The sequence below is a fragment of the Ruegeria sp. BA2 genome (assembly GCF_056539605.1).
This window is the reverse complement of record NZ_JBQFVE010000001.1, coordinates 266,562-282,867: the sequence shown is the minus strand read 5'-3', so window position 1 is coordinate 282,867 and position 16,306 is coordinate 266,562. Positions and strand designations below refer to the sequence as shown.

Here is a 16,306-nt window from a genome sequence, read left to right as displayed (position 1 = left end):
TGGTATATTTATTCCCATCGCGTTATGCGCGCGGCAACTTCCCGTTCAAAGGCTGACCTCTCATGGACCTGCGCAATATCGCAATCATCGCTCACGTGGACCACGGTAAAACGACCCTGGTGGATGAGCTGCTCAAACAATCCGGAGCGTTCCGGGAAAATCAGGCCGTGGCCGAGCGCGCCATGGACAGCAACGATCTGGAACGCGAACGCGGCATCACCATTCTGGCCAAGGCCACATCGGTCGAATGGAAAGACACCCGCATCAACATCGTCGACACCCCCGGCCACGCCGATTTCGGAGGCGAGGTCGAACGGATTCTTAGCATGGTCGATGGCGTTGTGCTCCTGGTGGACGCAGCCGAAGGCCCGATGCCGCAGACCAAATTCGTGACGTCAAAGGCGCTGGCCTTGGGTCTGCGCCCGATCGTGGTGCTGAACAAGGTCGACAAGCCTGACGCCGAACCCGACCGCGCGCTGGATGAATGTTTTGACCTTTTCGCCAACCTTGGCGCGGACGATGATCAGCTGGATTTCCCCGCCATGTATGCCTCGGGCCGTTCTGGCTGGGCTGATATGGAACTCGACGGCCCCCGCAAGGATTTGGTCGCACTCTTTGATCTGATCGTCGATCACGTCCCTGCCCCCAAACAGATCGAGAAAAAGGACGAACCCTTCCGGATGCTCGCCACCACCTTGGGCAGTGATCCGTTCATTGGGCGGATTCTGACGGGTCGTGTGGAGAGTGGGACGTTGAAAGCGGGCGATAGCCTCAAGGCGCTTAGCCGCGACGGATCATTGATCGAAAATTTCCGAGCATCAAAAATCCTCGCGTTCCGCGGTCTGGCGCAGCAACCTATCGACGTGGCCGAAGCCGGTGATATCGTCACCATCGCGGGCATGAGCAAAGCCACCGTCGCGGATTCGCTGGTTGCCCCGCAGGTCGAAGAAGCCTTGCCCGCACAGCCGATCGACCCGCCGACCATTACAGTGACCTTCGGCATCAACGATTCCCCATTGGCAGGTCGCGACGGTAAGAAAGTCCAGTCGCGTGTCATCCGTGACCGCCTGATGAAAGAGGCCGAATCAAACGTCGCAATCCGCATCACCGACACCCCCGGCGGTGAAGCCTTTGAGGTCGCAGGCCGCGGTGAACTTCAGATGGGCGTTTTGATCGAGAACATGCGCCGCGAAGGGTTTGAGCTTAGCATTTCGCGCCCGCAGGTCTTGTTCCGTGAAGAAGACGGCCAGCGTCTTGAGCCTATCGAAGAAGTCACCATTGATGTGGATGACGAGTATTCTGGTGCTGTCATCGAGAAGATTACCGGTGCGCGCAAAGGCGAACTGGCCGAGATGCGCCCCGCAGGCGCTGGCAAGACCCGTATCATCGCCCATGTGCCGTCTCGCGGGCTGATTGGCTATCATGGCGAGTTCCTGACCGATACACGAGGCACAGGCGTCTTGAACCGTGTGTTCCACGGCTGGGCGGCGCACAAAGGACAGATCCCTGGACGGCGTGCAGGCGTTCTGATTTCGATGGAAAACGGTCAGGCGGTCGCTTATGCGTTGTGGAACCTTGAGGAACGGGGCCGCATGTTTGTGGGCCCACAGACAGATGTCTATCAGGGCATGGTGATTGGTGAACATTCGCGCGACAACGATCTTGAGGTAAACCCGCTCAAAGGGAAGAAGCTGACCAACGTGCGTGCCAGCGGATCTGATGATGCCGTTAGACTGACCCCCCACATTCAATTCTCATTGGAAGAAGCCATCGCATATATTGATGATGACGAGTTGGTCGAGGTCACACCGAACGCAATCCGCCTACGCAAACGTTTCCTGGATCCGCACGAGCGCAAGAGGATGGCAAGGTCCGCTTGAACGCGTTGCGACGTTGGAAACAATACCAATACTGTGACAGTTTTGAGCCTATCCCGAAAACTTGTGCAAAATGTGATCAGGGTGTCTGTAGCTGTTTTTGCACCTGTTTTCGTGGAATTTTCCATCTTAAGTTGTATTAAATTTTTCAGTTTTGTGATCTTGGTCACTTGCTATTGAGGCGTATTCGAGTTGTATCTGTGGCAAGAGTAAGGCGCTTCATGTTCGATGGTGCTGAGTTAACTAGTTGCAAGGAGACGCAATATGCGCGTTCGTTCCCGTTTGTTATCAATCGTTTTTTGTTCTGCAGCGTTTCCGTTGTTATCGGCGGCTCCCACCTATGCTTCGGAAATGTGCACCGTTAAAACGGCGAAACAATCCGTGTCTTCCAACACTATTTGCGCGTGTGATGTCGTATCGTCCCGCATGCTGCGATACATCCAGAGACGCGCAGACTTCGAGGAAATCCTTTCACGTACTCTAATCGACTGCCCTGCATTCGCAACACTCCTGACGGATTTCCCGACAGCGTCAATATCGAATCAAACATCGAGAGGCGAAGACCGGGACAGCGATGGAATTGTAAGTCGCAACACGGCTGACGCAAGCGATCCAGACGGCAACGACAACACCACTGGTGGCGACGGCGGTAGCAGTGAAAATGGCGGCGGTGATGACAACGGCGGCGGTGACGACAACGGCGGCGGCGACGACAATGGCGGTGGCGACGACAACGGCGGCGGTGACGACAATGGCGGCGGTGACGACAATGGCGGCGGTGACGACAATGGCGGTGGAGACGACAACGGCGGCGGTGACGACAATGGCGGCGGCGACGACAATGGCGGCGGTGATGACGACGGCGACGAAGATGGCGATGGTGGCGATGACAACGACCGGGATGACGACAACCCAGGCTGCGGCTGCAAAGGCCCAGGAGACAAAGCGAAGGGCAAAAAAGATAAAGAGGCCAAAGCAAAGGGTCGAAAAGGGAAAGGAAAAAAGGGAAAGGGAAAAAAGGGTAAAAACAAAAGAAAATAGTTTGGGGCGATCGGTAAGCAAAGGCTGAACCACCAAATGATGGTTCAGCAAATAGAAACCGAAAAAGACTAGCGCTCTCTATATGAAATCTGTCAGCTGCTGGCGTAAACACCAACCCATTTTTTGGGTTGGTTTGGGTCTTGCATCCTTAAGAATAGATAGTTGGTAGCTGCCCAAGGCTTAACTCTATTGGTCAGATTGTCCAAAACCACATCGCCTTGAGATGAACGATATATCAGAACCGCATGTGCACTTCGCTTTGTATCCAGAACTGTAGCAAGCAACAGTTTTCGTGGATTTATTCCAGCATTTATCAGGTCACGTTTCTTAAGTAGCGCGAAGTCCTCGCAATCTCCGCCCCTGGAGGTTGGTAACGCCCATAATTCACGTGTTTTGTACTGAGATTGATCGGTAACTTCGCGTGTCGAAGCATTGACGCGGCGATTAATTTTCTTCACCAATTGCAACTCTTGCGCACTCGAAAGTGAAACTACACCTTTGTTCGCACACGCCCATGAATACTGTCGGCACAGCTGCTTGGCACCCGAGGGAGGCGGTGACGCTGAAATCACCTTTATGAATGCAGTTTCATTTGCGGATGCAGCGTTTCCAATCAAAGGCGATCCATTGATTGCAATTGCAAAGGTGATAACGCCAACCAGCTTGACGGCAATTTCTTTGTAGGCGTCTAAGCTTGTGCCATAGATATGCATGCCTGTACCTCGAGGCCGATTCCATTTAGACGATCAACGTGGATCAGAACCTTGCCTGTTTATGGATCATATCCGTCAACTGTAGTTCACACGCAATCGGATCTCAGGCTGAGCGGAAAAAGCGGCGGAAATTCGTCACTCTTCGTGACCATTTCCGCGCAAGAAAGTGGCACACAATGCCACAATTGGGGCGACAAGACGTGCTTCGGAATTCACGACTACAAGCTAGATCGTTGAATTCCATAACTATTCAGAGCACAAAATATATTGCCGCATTGGCAACAGGCAAATTTCAAAGGCCCGATGTTTGGATGGCGTCTGCTGAGACTTGCCAATATTAGATAGAATCAGCTTGGCTCTCAGTCGCTGATTTCGACAACAACCAGTTCGCGCTCACTTGCTCCACGGGCATGGTCCAGCGCCTGTTGGTAGGCCGGTGAGTTATAACACTCCACCGCCGCTTCAAGTGTTGGAAAACGTGCGACCACGTTGCGGGGGCGTTCTTTGCCTTCCAACTGCACGTAGCGCGCTGCCCGAGCGATAAATTCTCCACCATGCGCCGCGATTGCAGGCCCCGCGAGTTCGGCGTATTTCCCGTAAGCGTCGGCATCCGTCACTGTGACATGTGCGATCCAAAGTGCTGGCATATTATGCTCCTAGTACCTGTTCGGCTGCCTTGATCGCAGCATCTGCATTCGTGGCATCTTTGCCCCCGCCTTGCGCCATGTCAGGTCGCCCGCCGCCGCCTTTGCCGCCCAGTTCCGCAACCGCTGCGCGGACCAGATCCACAGCTGACACTTTGTCTGTCAGGTCAGGTGTGACACCTGCAGCGACGGCCGCCTTTCCACCGGTATCGGCAATCAGCAAGACCGCTCCGGTACCCAAACGGCTTTTGTGCTCATCAATCAGGGCGGGCAGGTCCTTTCCGGACACTCCCGAAAGCGATTGCGCAAAAAATGCGATACCGTTCACATCGCGGGCCTCGGTTCCGCCACCCTGCCCGGCGCCCCCAGCCATAGCCAGATCGCGGCGCAATTGTGCGACCTCATTCTGCAGCGATTTGCGTTCATCCAGCAGGGATTTCACGCGAGAAACAACATCGTCCGGTTGCGCCTTCAGCTCTGAGGCTATTGAAGTGAGCCGTTGGTCCTGTTTTGAAAGATAGTTGAACGCCTCATCGCCGGTCAGAGCCTCGATCCGCCGCACGCCCGCGCTGCTGGCACTGTCCCCAAGCACAACGAAGGTACCGATGTCACCGGTCTGGCGCACATGGGTGCCGCCGCACAGCTCGATCGACCATGTTTCGCCATCCTGGCCCTTGCCAGTCGGCGCTTTGCCCATCGAAACCACACGCACCTCGTCACCGTACTTCTCGCCGAACAGAGCCTGGGCACCCAGTTCACGGGCGTCATCCGGAGTCATGATACGGGTTTCCACGGTCGAGTTCTGACGGATGAACGCGTTCACCTCGCGCTCAACCTTCTTAATCTCTTCCGGGCTTAGGGCCTTGGAATGGCTGAAATCAAACCGCAAACGATCTGATGCGTTCAATGAACCTCGCTGCGCTACGTGATCGCCCAAAGTCTCGCGCAGGGCTTCGTGCAGAAGGTGTGTCGCGGAATGGTTTGCACGAATGGCCGTGCGACGTGCGTGATCGACTTCCAACTCAACCGAGTCACCTTTTGAGATCGTTCCATGATCAACCGTGACCCTGTGGGCGTAGACTTTTCCGTCCGCAAATTTTCTGGAGTCACCCACACGCGCGACATCATTCCGCTCATCCAAACGGCGGATTTCACCTGTGTCACCGACCTGACCGCCGGCTTCGCCATAGAAAGGAGTCTGGTTGACCACGATCCAACCGGTGCCTCCCACCTCGATCTTGTCGACCAAAGCACCATCAACCACAAGCGCGGCAACCTGCCCCTCGGCCTTCTCGGTATCATAACCGAGAAAATCGGTCGCCCCGGCTGCGTCCAGAATATCGAACCAAACCACCTGATCCGCAGATTCACCAGACCCGGCCCAAGCCGCCCGGGCCTTGGCCTTTTGCTCGGCCATAGCGGCATCAAACCCATCGGTGTCAACGGTCCGGCCTTTTTCTCGCAACGCATCCTGTGTCAGGTCCAATGGAAAACCGTAGGTATCGTAGAGCTTGAATGCTGCGTCGCCGGGCAGCGGATCACCTTCGGGCAAGCCTGAGACTTCCTCGTCGAGCAGCTTCAAACCGCGATCCAGGGTTTGTTTGAACCGGGTTTCTTCCAGCAGCAACGTCTCTTCGATCAGCGGCTGCGCTTGTCCGAGCTCCGAATACTGCGCGCCCATCAGTTGCACCAATGTCGGGACCAGACGATGCATCACAGGATCTTTGGCCCCCAACAGATGCGCATGGCGCATCGCACGACGCATTATACGGCGCAAGACATATCCGCGTCCGTCATTCGACGGCATCACACCATCTGCAATTAGGAACGAAGTCGAACGCAAGTGATCCGCGATTACGCGATGATGCACGTTCTGATCACCATAAGGATCAACGCCGGTCGCATCCGCTGAGGCCTCGATCAGCGTTTTGAACAGATCGGTGTCATAGTTGTCATGGCTGCCTTGAAGCAGTGCGCCGATACGTTCTAGCCCCATGCCGGTGTCGATAGACTGCATATCAAGTTCGACCATCGAGCCGTCTTCGAACTGTTCGTTCTGCATGAAAACGATGTTCCAGATTTCGATGAAGCGGTCGCCATCTTCCTCGGCAGAACCCGGAGGTCCGCCCCAGATGTGGTCCCCGTGGTCATAGAAAATCTCGGTACACGGGCCGCACGGGCCGGTCGGACCCATTTGCCAGAAGTTGTCGTTGGTGGCGATGCGGATGATCCGGTCTTCGGGCACACCAACCTTTTTCCAGATTTCAAAAGCTTCGTCATCGGTGTGGTAAACGGTTGCCAACAGACGGTTCTTGTCGATCCCGAATTCTTTGGTGATCAACTCCCAAGCAAAGGGGATTGCTTCGGGCTTGAAGTAGTCGCCGAACGAGAAGTTCCCCAGCATTTCAAAGAACGTATGGTGACGCGCCGTGTAGCCCACGTTGTCCAGATCATTGTGCTTACCGCCAGCGCGCACACATTTTTGCGCTGTTGTCGCGCGCTGGTAATCGCGGGTTTCAACTCCGGTGAACAGGTTCTTGAACTGCACCATGCCCGAATTCACGAACATCAAAGTGGGATCGTTGCGTGGAACCAGCGGGCTAGAGGCAACCACTTCGTGGCCCTGCTTTGCGAAATAGTTCAGGAAGGTCGAGCGGATATCGTTCAGCGTGGGCATTTGGGCTCTCTCAGCGCGCTATCATTCTGGTCCGCATTGGTTTAGCCGCGCACCTGCTGAGTGTCCACAGGCGACACGCCCGAAACGAAACAAGGCGGCCCCGATGGACCGCCCCGTTCCAAGTATTCTCAGCTCTTCGGTGAGCCCGGCGGGAATTCCCCGGGCACCGTCAGCGTTCTTTAAGCTTCGAGGATATCATCCTCTTCCGCTTCGGGAGGCATCTCGAAATCCAGCCCGTGTGCCGCACGAATCTTGTCTTCGATTTCTAGCGCCGCACGGCTATTGTCGCGCAGATATTGCTTGGCGTTTTCGCGCCCCTGCCCGATCCGCTCATCCCCATAGCTGAACCACGACCCCGACTTTTCGACCACACCTGCCTTGACGCCCAGATCAAGTAACTCGCCCATCTTGCTGATGCCTTCGCCATACATGATGTCGAATTCAACCTGCTTGAATGGCGGTGCTACTTTGTTCTTTACGACCTTGACCCGCGTCTGGTTGCCAACAACTTCGTCACGGTCCTTGATCGCACCAATGCGGCGGATATCCAAACGAACCGAGCTGTAGAATTTCAGCGCGTTACCACCGGTCGTGGTTTCCGGGCTGCCGAACATCACGCCGATCTTCATCCGAATCTGGTTGATGAAAATGACCATACAGTTGGACCGGTTGATCGAACCTGTGAGCTTGCGCATGGCCTGGCTCATCAATCGCGCCTGAACGCCCACGCTGCTGTCACCCATGTCGCCTTCCAGCTCGGATTTCGGCGTCAATGCGGCAACCGAGTCAACTACGACCATGTTCACAGCCCCCGACCGCACCAGCGTATCGGTAATCTCCAAAGCCTGTTCACCGGTATCGGGCTGCGAGATCAGCAGCTCGTCCAGATCAACGCCCAGTTTGCGCGCATATTGCGGATCAAGCGCATGCTCCGCGTCCACGAATGCACAGACACCACCACGTTTCTGTTGTTCTGCAATACAATGCAGCGTCAAAGTGGTTTTGCCGGAGCTTTCCGGCCCATAAATCTCAACAATCCGCCCCATTGGCAGACCGCCAATACCCAGCGCAATATCCAAGCCCAAGGACCCGGTCGAGCTTGCATCGATATCCTGCTTGGCATCTTCGCCCAGCTTCATGATCGAGCCCTTACCGAACTGCCGTTCGATCTGTGCCAGCGCGCTGTCGAGCGCCTTTTGCTTGTCTGCGTTTTTCTTGTCGCTCATCGTCAGAAGATCCGCCATTGTCCTGTCGCCTTCTCTTTTGTCACACCCTTGATCGGGCGGCAATCGCTGCTTTGTTCGCCTCTTGTTCCTTATGGGACCAAAAAGAGAACATTTCAACTAAAACTTATGAAATCCACTCTTCAGCAATTGTGTTAAAGAGTCGTTTACGACAATCTGAGACACGAAAGGTGTTGAAGAGAAAAGATAAATGCTTGTTTTCTATGATAAGCGACTCGCGCTTCTGTCGGTTCCGAAGACCGGCAGCACCGCCTATCAAACCGCCCTGCGCGACCGGGCGGATATTGTAGTATCAGGACCCACGGACCTGAAACACGCGAACATGCGCCGCTATGATCGCTTCTTTCAGACCATGTTTCGCAAGATGTTCGATACCGAGATGGACGTGGTGGCGATCGTGCGTGAACCCGTCGATTGGCTTGGTAGCTGGTATCGATATCGGACGCGCCCTGAATTGGCCGGTCATGCACATTCAACAAAAGACCTGAGTTTTGAGGCGTTCTTGAATGCCTATATGCAAAGCCCCCGCCCAGCTTTTGCTGATGTGGGGTGTCAGACCGAGTTTCTACAGCCGCGTAAAAATGGTGCGGGCGTCACGCATGTTTTCAAATATGACAATCATAAGGGAATCCTCGACTTCCTGCAAAATCGATTGGAATGCGAGATCGTTCTGCCGCGCGAAAATGTCTCGCCCGAATGCCCGATGAATGTATCCGAGCATACCCTGCACCGCTTTCAATCAAAGCACGCCGCTGAATTTGCTCTTTATCACTCCGCTGAGTAGCGGTTTCAGTTTATTTGCTGAAATACCGCTTCGGTCAGTTGGGTTAGCGAAAACGGCTTTGGCAAAAAGGTGGAATTCTCGATCTCTGGTCCAGATTCTCCAAATGCACCTTCGGTATATCCGGACATAAAGACCACCCGCACATCAGGTCGCGTATGCATTGCTTCGCGCACCCATGTTGGGCCGTCCATTCCGGGCATGACCACATCTGTTACGAACACGTCAACTGCAAGCTCAGGATCGTCCAGCAATTGCAGTGCATCTTCTGCCGATTCAGCTTCGAGGACGGTATATCCTTTCAACCGAAGGGCACGTGTCGCGAAAGCGCGTACCGGAGCCTCATCTTCCACCAACAGTACAACACCTTCGCCTTGGCGCGAACCTTGTTCCTCAGGGGGTTCAGGGTTTTCAGGTTCTGGCGTTTGGATGCGGGCGCTCACCGGTAACAGGACCGTAAACTCGGTTCCTTTGTGCTGAACGCTGTCTACAAAAATGAAACCTCCGGTCTGCTTGATGATCCCATACACAGTAGACAGACCCAGCCCTGTGCCTTCGCCAGTGCGTTTGGTCGTGTAGAACGGCTCGAATACTTTCTGCAGTTTATCCGCGGGGATTCCGACGCCGCTGTCGATGACCTTAACAGTGACGTATTCACCAGGCTGTACTGTCGCCCGATCACGCGAGATGGGCTGATCCAAGTTTATCACTTCGGTCTCAATCCGAATCTCACCACCCTCTGGCATCGCATCGCGAGCGTTGACGACGAGATTCATCAAAACCTGCTCTAACTGGCGCTTGTCTGCACAAACAGATTTAAGCACCGGATCATGGCTGAGTGTCAGGCGTACTTTCTCGCCCACAAGACGGTTCAAAAGATGGATCAGGTCGGAAATCGTGTCGCGCAGATCCAGAACTTCGGGCCTGAGCGTTTGCTTGCGCGAAAAGGCCAACAATTGGCTGACCAACGCAGCCGCACGATTGGCGTTCTGGTTGATTTGCACCAAATCTCCGTAATTCGGGTCGTCTTGGTCATGGCGTAACAGCAACAGATCGCAGTGCCCTGAAATTGCGGTCAGCAAATTGTTGAAATCGTGCGCGACCCCGCCGGCCAACTGCCCAACCGCCTGCATCTTTTGGCCCTGAACGAACTGTGCCTCCATCGTTTTTAACTCGGTCGCATCGTTCAATACGGCGATCAGGCAGACCTGACCGTCTTTGAGTATCCGAGACAAGGTGACCTGAACAAATATCTCTTTGTCTTCGCGCACCAATCGCAGGAACTCTGACCGGGGTGCTGCGCCTTGCTCGGCTGCGTTCGCAAGCCAGTCTCGGATCGGATAACCAAGACCTTGCATCATGTTCTCGATATTCGAGGTTCCCGGCTCGATTTCACCAACCAAATCGACCGCGAGGCGATTTGTTTCGCCAACCACGCCTTGGGGTGTCAGGCACATGATTGGAACCGGCAGCGCCGCGAAGGATGTCGGCTCCGGCGACGATTTAGGTTGCGGAAAAGGTGTCAGAAGTACGTCACGCACGATCCCACTGTGCCGAAGCGTGGAGATACCAAAGGTTCTTTCAGCATCGCCTGACCCGAATCGTACAACACTGCCCCCACTCTCACCATCACCTTGCAGCCCAAGCTCGAGGCTTTCGGGCAATTGACCAAACAATTTGATCGCAGCCTCGTTGGCGTCGAGAACAACATTGTTGCGCCCAACTGTCACAACAGGCATTTGAACATTGCGCCAGATTTTTGGCGCATCCAGTCTGAAGCGCCAACAAAAACGGTCGCCACTCAAGCGTGATACACAAACGGGGATTGTCTGTCCTCGCGTTACAATATCCTCTTCCGCTGCTCCGTGTTTTTCAGCAAGCGACTGCAATCGCAGTATCACAGCAGATGGATTGGCAAATACTGTGCGAAGACATACGTCAAATCGTGAACCAGATTTCTTGATCAGGCGCGCGTTGGCGCTGGTGTTTGCGACCAATATCTCACCAACTGGATCAGTGATTATGCAAGCATCATCCTGCTGTTCAAGAAAAGCTGCCATGGCCGCATGGGTTTGCGCTTCGATCTGTTTGAAGAACCAAACGCGTGCCAATGCAATGGCTACAACTACCAGAAAGGATATGCCGACGGCCGCAACTCCGGCATTTAACTGTGAGGGAAGAACGCCGAAAACAGGAAGTGCGCTTAACAATATTGCGATCAGTATTAATGAGATATATCGACCGCGATCAATCCTCCAGCCACTTGAACGTGAAGGAAAAAATTCTGAAATATTAGACATAAACAGCCCAGGTTATGACAATTTCTGAGCAATATCGGCCGGTAATGGTTAACCACCGCTTATTGATCAGAGGTATAAACTGCTTATGGTTGTGCTTTAGACTTTATGATCGCGTCAAGTGCGCTGTGTAAAAACCGTCGGTCCCGTGTGAAACCAGCCACGATTTCCGAAAGGTGCACTTCCAGTCCCTGTCAAATGTCAGAAATTCATCAATAATGTTGTTGTTTTCCAAATTCAGCATCGAACATGTTGCATAGGCAAGCACGCCTTTGGGGGCAATAAGCGGAGCAACAACATTGAGGATACTGGTCTGAGTTTTCGATAGATCGCACAACCGCTCTGGCGTCAGCGCCCATTTCCCTGCAGGGGCCCTGCGCCATGATCCACTGCCTGAGCATGGTACATCGATCAGAACAACATCAAATGGCGCGTGATCGGCGATCTGATCTGCGGTCAGTATGGAAATCTCTGCACCCGCACGTGTCGTACGATTGGGTAAGTCGCGCATTCGATCTGGGCTGGCATCATGCGCAAAGACATGAATATCTTTGGCTCTAGCCGCCAACGCCAGAGCTTTTCCACCACCGCCGGCGCAATAATCCAGAACCCGCATTCCAGGCTTTAGGTCTATCGCAGAAACAACCGCCTGACTCGCTGCATCTTGCAACTCGACCAGCCCATCGGAATAGGCGCCGCTCTGCGCGATCTTGCGTGCGCCTTCGGTTACCTCCAAAGCCGTGACACAGGCCGAGTGTGGATGTGCCTTGATGCCCTCTTCTGCCAAACATTGGATGGCCATGGGCAGATCAGTTTTCTGCAGATTGACCCTCAGATGGACTGGAGCACGTGATTTCAATGCAATTGCGGCAGGCTCGGTCTCGTCTTTCAACGACTTCTGAAACTCAGGCCACAGCCATTCAGGTATATCCAGGCGTTCTGCATCCGATTGAAACGGCCTGGAATGCTCGGCCTCAGTCACCACAGCAGGTGCAAAGCGATCACCCGAAAATATAGTGGACAGATCCACCGAAGAGGATCGGGCGGCCCCGATCATCAGGCCACGACCGGTCTCTGATCCTCCAAGCGCTGCGTAGGATCGCCGACAACGCAGAGCATCAAACACATGATCGCGAACTGCCGCGCGATCCTTGGACCCCGCAAATCGGCTGCGCCTGGCCCAGCCTGTCAAAGCTTTCTCTACCGGCATACCGGCAAGAATGTCATCGAGAATCTCGATCGAAGCCTGAACCCGAGCCGCAGGTGTCATTGTAATATCCGTTTATCTGCGCGGCCTTTGTTAAAGCCATGCTTCACAAGTTTACATGACGCGGTAATTCGGACTTTCGCGCGTGATCTGAACGTCATGCACATGGCTTTCTTTCAGCCCCGCGCCAGTGATTTTGACGAAATTGCAGTTCTTGCGCATCTCGTCCACCGTCGCACATCCGGTATAGCCCATGGCCGCTCGCAAACCGCCGACCAATTGATGCACAACCGCACTTGCCGACCCCTTATAGGGCACCTGCCCTTCGATGCCTTCAGGCACCAGCTTGTCGTTGGCCGCATCCTTCTGGAAATACCGATCCGCCGAGCCACGCGCCATCGCGCCAAGACTGCCCATACCGCGATAGGATTTGAACGAACGTCCTTGATACAGGATGACTTCGCCCGGGCTTTCATCCGTACCAGCGATCATTGAGCCGACCATCGCACAAGACGCACCCGCCGCGATGGCCTTGGCAAAATCGCCCGAGAATTTGATCCCGCCATCCGCGATGACCGGAACATCTCCGGCCGCAGCAGCGCAATCCATGATCGCTGTCAACTGCGGAACCCCAACGCCCGCAACCATCCGTGTCGTACAGATGGAGCCCGGTCCGATGCCGACTTTGATCGCGTCAGCGCCCGCGTCGATCAACGCCTTCGTTGCCTCAGCTGTGGCGACGTTCCCGGCGATGATCTGCACCTCATTCGACAGTGTCTTGGCGCGCTTTACCGCGTCCAGCACCCCCTGCGAATGGCCGTGTGCCGTGTCCACAACGATGATGTCGACGCCTGAATCCACCAGCTGCTCAGACCGCTCAAATCCTGCATCACCAACCGAGGTAGCCGCTGCCACCCTCAGGCGACCCAGGCGGTCTTTGCATGCAGTAGGGTTCAGCACAGCCTGTTCGGTGTCTTTCAGGGTCAGCAAACCGGTCAGCTTGCCACCACCGTCAACAACCAACAGTTTTTCGATCCGGCGCGCGCGCATCAGGCTTTTGGCTTCTTCGAGATCGGCAGGCTCTTGCAGCATCGCCAGATTGTCCGAAGTCATCATCGCGTGGATCGGCGTATCATCCGAGGTTGCAAAGCGCATATCCCGATTTGTGACGATACCGACAACCCGGCCACTTTCGTCGACCACAGGAAAACCGGTGAAGTTATACCGCTCGACCAAAGCCTGCGCATCCGCCAGCGTCTGATCCGCGCGCAACGTCACAGGGTTATAGACGATACCGGATTCGAACCGCTTTACCCGACGAATTTCACGAGCCTGTTCCTCGACCGAGAGGTTTTTGTGCACAACGCCGATCCCTCCGGCTTGTGCCATCGCGATGGCCATGCGCGCCTCGGTCACCGTGTCCATCGCCGAACTGAGAAGCGGGATGTTCATAGTGATTTCACGCGTCACGCGTGTGCTCGTATCTGCCGTTGCCGGAAGCACAGATGATGCGCCCGGAACAAGAAGTACGTCGTCAAAGGTGAGTGCCTCACGAATCTGCATCTGAAAACCCCATGCAAAAGCCCGTTTGACGGTGACCCTATTACATGGATTTCACCCAATGGAAAGCCCTGAACAAGCGTTGTTTTTCGATGCGGGGCTTTGCCGCGCCCGAAAACGACGCAAGCAACGCAAAACGTGCCGCTGAATGCTCTTTCCCTTTGTGCCTAATCCCATATGTTCCCCGGCATACGCGCGAATACAAAGGCAGGCATTCATGACCACCGATCCTCTTGTCGTCTTCACACCGTCCGGCAAACGCGGGCACTTTCCCGTTGGTACGCCGCTTCTGACCGCGGCGCGCCAGTTGGGCGTCGATCTGGATTCGGTCTGCGGTGGGCGTGGCATTTGTTCCAAGTGCCAGATTACCCCCAGTTATGGTGAGTTCCCCAAACACGGTGTGACCGTTTCGGAAGACGCGCTGAGCGAGTGGAACGCGGTGGAACAGCGCTATGACGACAAACGTGGCCTGAAACCCGGGCGGCGTTTGGGCTGTCAGGCCTCGGTTCAGGGAGATGTCGTGATCGATGTCCCACCGGAAAGCCAGGTGCACCGTCAAGTCGTCCGCAAGGCTGCCGCCGCGCGCGCCATCACCATGGATCCTGCTACGCGCCTCTATTTCGTTGTCGTGGAAGAGCCTGACATGCATTCCCCCACCGGCGATCTGGAACGGTTGGAGCGCGCGCTGCGCCAGCAATGGAACATCGAGGCGGTCACGGCCGACCTGTCGCTCATGTCCAAGCTGCAACCCGTTCTGCGCAAAGGAAAATGGGAGGTTACGGTCGCCGTCCACAAAGGCCACAAGGACGAAGTGGCGCGCATCGTCGAAATTTGGCCCGGACTGCACGAACAGGGGCTCTATGGTCTGGCCATCGACCTAGGTTCAACAACCATTGCTGCCCACTTGACCGATCTTGAGACCGGAGAGGTCAAGGCCTCGTCGGGTCTAATGAACCCCCAAATTCGCTTTGGTGAAGACCTAATGAGCCGCGTTTCTTACGCCATGATGAACCCCGGCGGCGATAAAGAAATGACCAAGGCCGTTCGCGAAGCGATCAATGACCTAACCACTTCGATTGCTGACGAAGCCGGGATCGACGCGGCGTTAATCGTCGAGACGGTGTTCGTCTGCAACCCGGTGATGCACCACCTGCTGCTGGGTCTGGACCCGGTCGAACTGGGGCAGGCACCCTTTGCATTGGCCACTTCCGAAAGCATGTCTCTGCCTGCGCGCGAGATGGATTTGACCACTATGAACCCGCGCGCACAGGTCTATATTCTGCCCTGTATCGCGGGCCATGTGGGCGCCGACTGTGCCGCGGTCGCCTTATCCGAAGAACCAGGCAAATCCGACGATCTGGTGCTGATCGTCGATGTGGGCACCAATGCTGAAATTCTGCTGGGCAACACTCACCGTGTGCTGGCCTGCTCTTCACCAACAGGTCCCGCCTTTGAAGGTGCACAGATCAGCTCGGGCCAACGCGCCGCCCCGGGTGCGATTGAGCGGATTGAGATCGATCCAGTCACCAAAGAACCCCGTTTCCGCGTGATCGGGTCCGAAAAATGGTCGAATGACGAAGGCTTTGATCAGGACATTGCCACCACCGGCATCACCGGTATCTGCGGCTCGGGCATTATCGAGGCAGTGGCCGAGATGCGCATCGCGGGTCTGCTGGACGAAAGCGGGCTGATCGGCTCGGCCGCGCAGACGGGAACGCCGCGTTGTGTGCCCGAAGGTCGCACCAACTCCTATTTGATCCACGATGCCAGCGCCGAGGGTGGCCCACGCATCACCGTTACCCAAGGCGATATTCGTGCCATCCAGTTGGCCAAATCCGCGCTCTATGCTGGTGCGCGCCTTCTTATGGATGAGATGGAAGTTGACCGTGTGGATCGCGTGGTATTGGCCGGTGCGTTTGGCGCGCATATTTCAACGAAGCACGCGATGGTGCTGGGCATGATCCCCGACGCACCGTTGGAAAAGGTGTCCAGCGCGGGTAATGCGGCGGGCACCGGGGCACGGATTGCGCTCTGCAATATCGGATCGCGGGCCGAGATCGAACGCGTTGTGCGCGAGATCACCAAGGTTGAAACCGCCATCGAACCGAAGTTTCAGGACCATTTTGTCGCCGCCAACGCGATCCCGCACAAAACCGATCCGTTCCCAGAGCTTGCTCAGGTCGTCACCCTGCCCGCCCCGTCCTTCAATACCGGCGGTGGGGACGAGGAAAAATCTGGTCGCCGCCGCCGCAGGAGGTCATAGTC

The 16,306-nt window shown here is 55.4% G+C and carries 11 protein-coding genes; 3 read left to right on the top strand and 8 right to left on the bottom strand.

Annotation, left to right across the window (positions count from 1 at the left end; genetic code table 11):
* Window positions 1–62 precede the first annotated feature (62 nt).
* Window positions 63–1,880 carry a translational GTPase TypA gene (gene typA / locus ACR0NN_RS01380; protein ID WP_170718958.1) on the top strand — a complete coding sequence of 606 codons (1,818 nt, stop codon included), beginning with the start codon at window positions 63–65 and terminating at the stop codon, window positions 1,878–1,880.
* 528 nt (window positions 1,881–2,408) lie between these two features.
* On the opposite strand, the gene ACR0NN_RS01375 is transcribed toward typA, so the two are convergent.
* From ACR0NN_RS01375 to recA, 5 genes are all read right to left on the bottom strand, one after another.
* Complete coding sequence (locus tag ACR0NN_RS01375; RefSeq protein ID WP_170718535.1) at window positions 2,409–2,969, bottom strand: hypothetical protein; 561 nt, start codon at window positions 2,967–2,969, stop codon at window positions 2,409–2,411.
* A 41-nt stretch (window positions 2,970–3,010) separates the two neighbouring features.
* Entirely contained in the window at window positions 3,011–3,631 is a 621-nt protein-coding gene (locus ACR0NN_RS01370) for a transglutaminase-like cysteine peptidase (protein WP_170718956.1), read from the bottom strand.
* A gap of 359 nt (window positions 3,632–3,990) precedes the next feature.
* Window positions 3,991–4,278, bottom strand: a complete 288-nt coding sequence (locus ACR0NN_RS01365; RefSeq protein WP_170683767.1) for a DUF1330 domain-containing protein — start codon at window positions 4,276–4,278, stop codon at window positions 3,991–3,993.
* Between the two features lies 1 nt (window position 4,279).
* Window positions 4,280–6,952, bottom strand: a complete 2,673-nt coding sequence (gene alaS / locus ACR0NN_RS01360) for an alanine--tRNA ligase (protein ID WP_170718954.1) — start codon at window positions 6,950–6,952, stop codon at window positions 4,280–4,282.
* Window positions 6,953–7,131: 179 nt separating this feature from the next.
* Entirely contained in the window at window positions 7,132–8,196 is a 1,065-nt protein-coding gene (gene recA / locus ACR0NN_RS01355) for a recombinase RecA (RefSeq protein ID WP_170683765.1), read from the bottom strand.
* Between the two features lie 190 nt (window positions 8,197–8,386).
* On the opposite strand from recA, the gene ACR0NN_RS01350 reads away from it, so the two are divergent.
* Complete coding sequence (locus ACR0NN_RS01350; RefSeq protein ID WP_480683746.1) at window positions 8,387–8,980, top strand: gamma-glutamyl kinase; 594 nt, start codon at window positions 8,387–8,389, stop codon at window positions 8,978–8,980.
* Between the two features lie 5 nt (window positions 8,981–8,985).
* Here ACR0NN_RS01350 and ACR0NN_RS01345 read toward each other — a convergent pair whose 3' ends face one another.
* From ACR0NN_RS01345 to guaB, 3 genes are all read right to left on the bottom strand, one after another.
* Window positions 8,986–11,277: an ATP-binding protein gene (locus tag ACR0NN_RS01345; protein ID WP_170718949.1), complete on the bottom strand. Its 2,292-nt coding sequence runs from the start codon at window positions 11,275–11,277 to the stop codon at window positions 8,986–8,988.
* Between the two features lie 103 nt (window positions 11,278–11,380).
* Window positions 11,381–12,544: an RsmB/NOP family class I SAM-dependent RNA methyltransferase gene (locus ACR0NN_RS01340; protein WP_170718944.1), complete on the bottom strand. Its 1,164-nt coding sequence runs from the start codon at window positions 12,542–12,544 to the stop codon at window positions 11,381–11,383.
* A 51-nt stretch (window positions 12,545–12,595) separates the two neighbouring features.
* Complete coding sequence (gene guaB / locus ACR0NN_RS01335; protein WP_170718942.1) at window positions 12,596–14,044, bottom strand: IMP dehydrogenase; 1,449 nt, start codon at window positions 14,042–14,044, stop codon at window positions 12,596–12,598.
* A gap of 214 nt (window positions 14,045–14,258) precedes the next feature.
* Between guaB and ACR0NN_RS01330 the strand changes: the two genes are divergently transcribed.
* Complete coding sequence (locus ACR0NN_RS01330) at window positions 14,259–16,304, top strand: ASKHA domain-containing protein (RefSeq protein ID WP_170718940.1); 2,046 nt, start codon at window positions 14,259–14,261, stop codon at window positions 16,302–16,304.
* Window positions 16,305–16,306: the final 2 nt, after the last annotated feature.

Bases quoted from the DNA above. Each gene is read 5' to 3' on its own strand.
- guaB (WP_170718942.1), bottom strand. From the start codon at position 14,044: ATGCAGATTCGTGAGGCACTCACCTTTGACGACGTACTTCTTGTTCCG.
- ACR0NN_RS01365 (WP_170683767.1), bottom strand. From the start codon at position 4,278: ATGCCAGCACTTTGGATCGCACATGTCACAGTGACGGATGCCGACGCT.
- ACR0NN_RS01350 (WP_480683746.1), top strand. From the start codon at position 8,387: ATGCTTGTTTTCTATGATAAGCGACTCGCGCTTCTGTCGGTTCCGAAG.
- ACR0NN_RS01330 (WP_170718940.1), top strand. From the start codon at position 14,259: ATGACCACCGATCCTCTTGTCGTCTTCACACCGTCCGGCAAACGCGGG.
- typA (WP_170718958.1), top strand. From the start codon at position 63: ATGGACCTGCGCAATATCGCAATCATCGCTCACGTGGACCACGGTAAA.
- ACR0NN_RS01370 (WP_170718956.1), bottom strand. From the start codon at position 3,631: ATGCATATCTATGGCACAAGCTTAGACGCCTACAAAGAAATTGCCGTC.
- ACR0NN_RS01340 (WP_170718944.1), bottom strand. From the start codon at position 12,544: ATGACACCTGCGGCTCGGGTTCAGGCTTCGATCGAGATTCTCGATGAC.
- alaS (WP_170718954.1), bottom strand. From the start codon at position 6,952: ATGCCCACGCTGAACGATATCCGCTCGACCTTCCTGAACTATTTCGCA.
- ACR0NN_RS01345 (WP_170718949.1), bottom strand. From the start codon at position 11,277: ATGTCTAATATTTCAGAATTTTTTCCTTCACGTTCAAGTGGCTGGAGG.
- recA (WP_170683765.1), bottom strand. From the start codon at position 8,196: ATGGCGGATCTTCTGACGATGAGCGACAAGAAAAACGCAGACAAGCAA.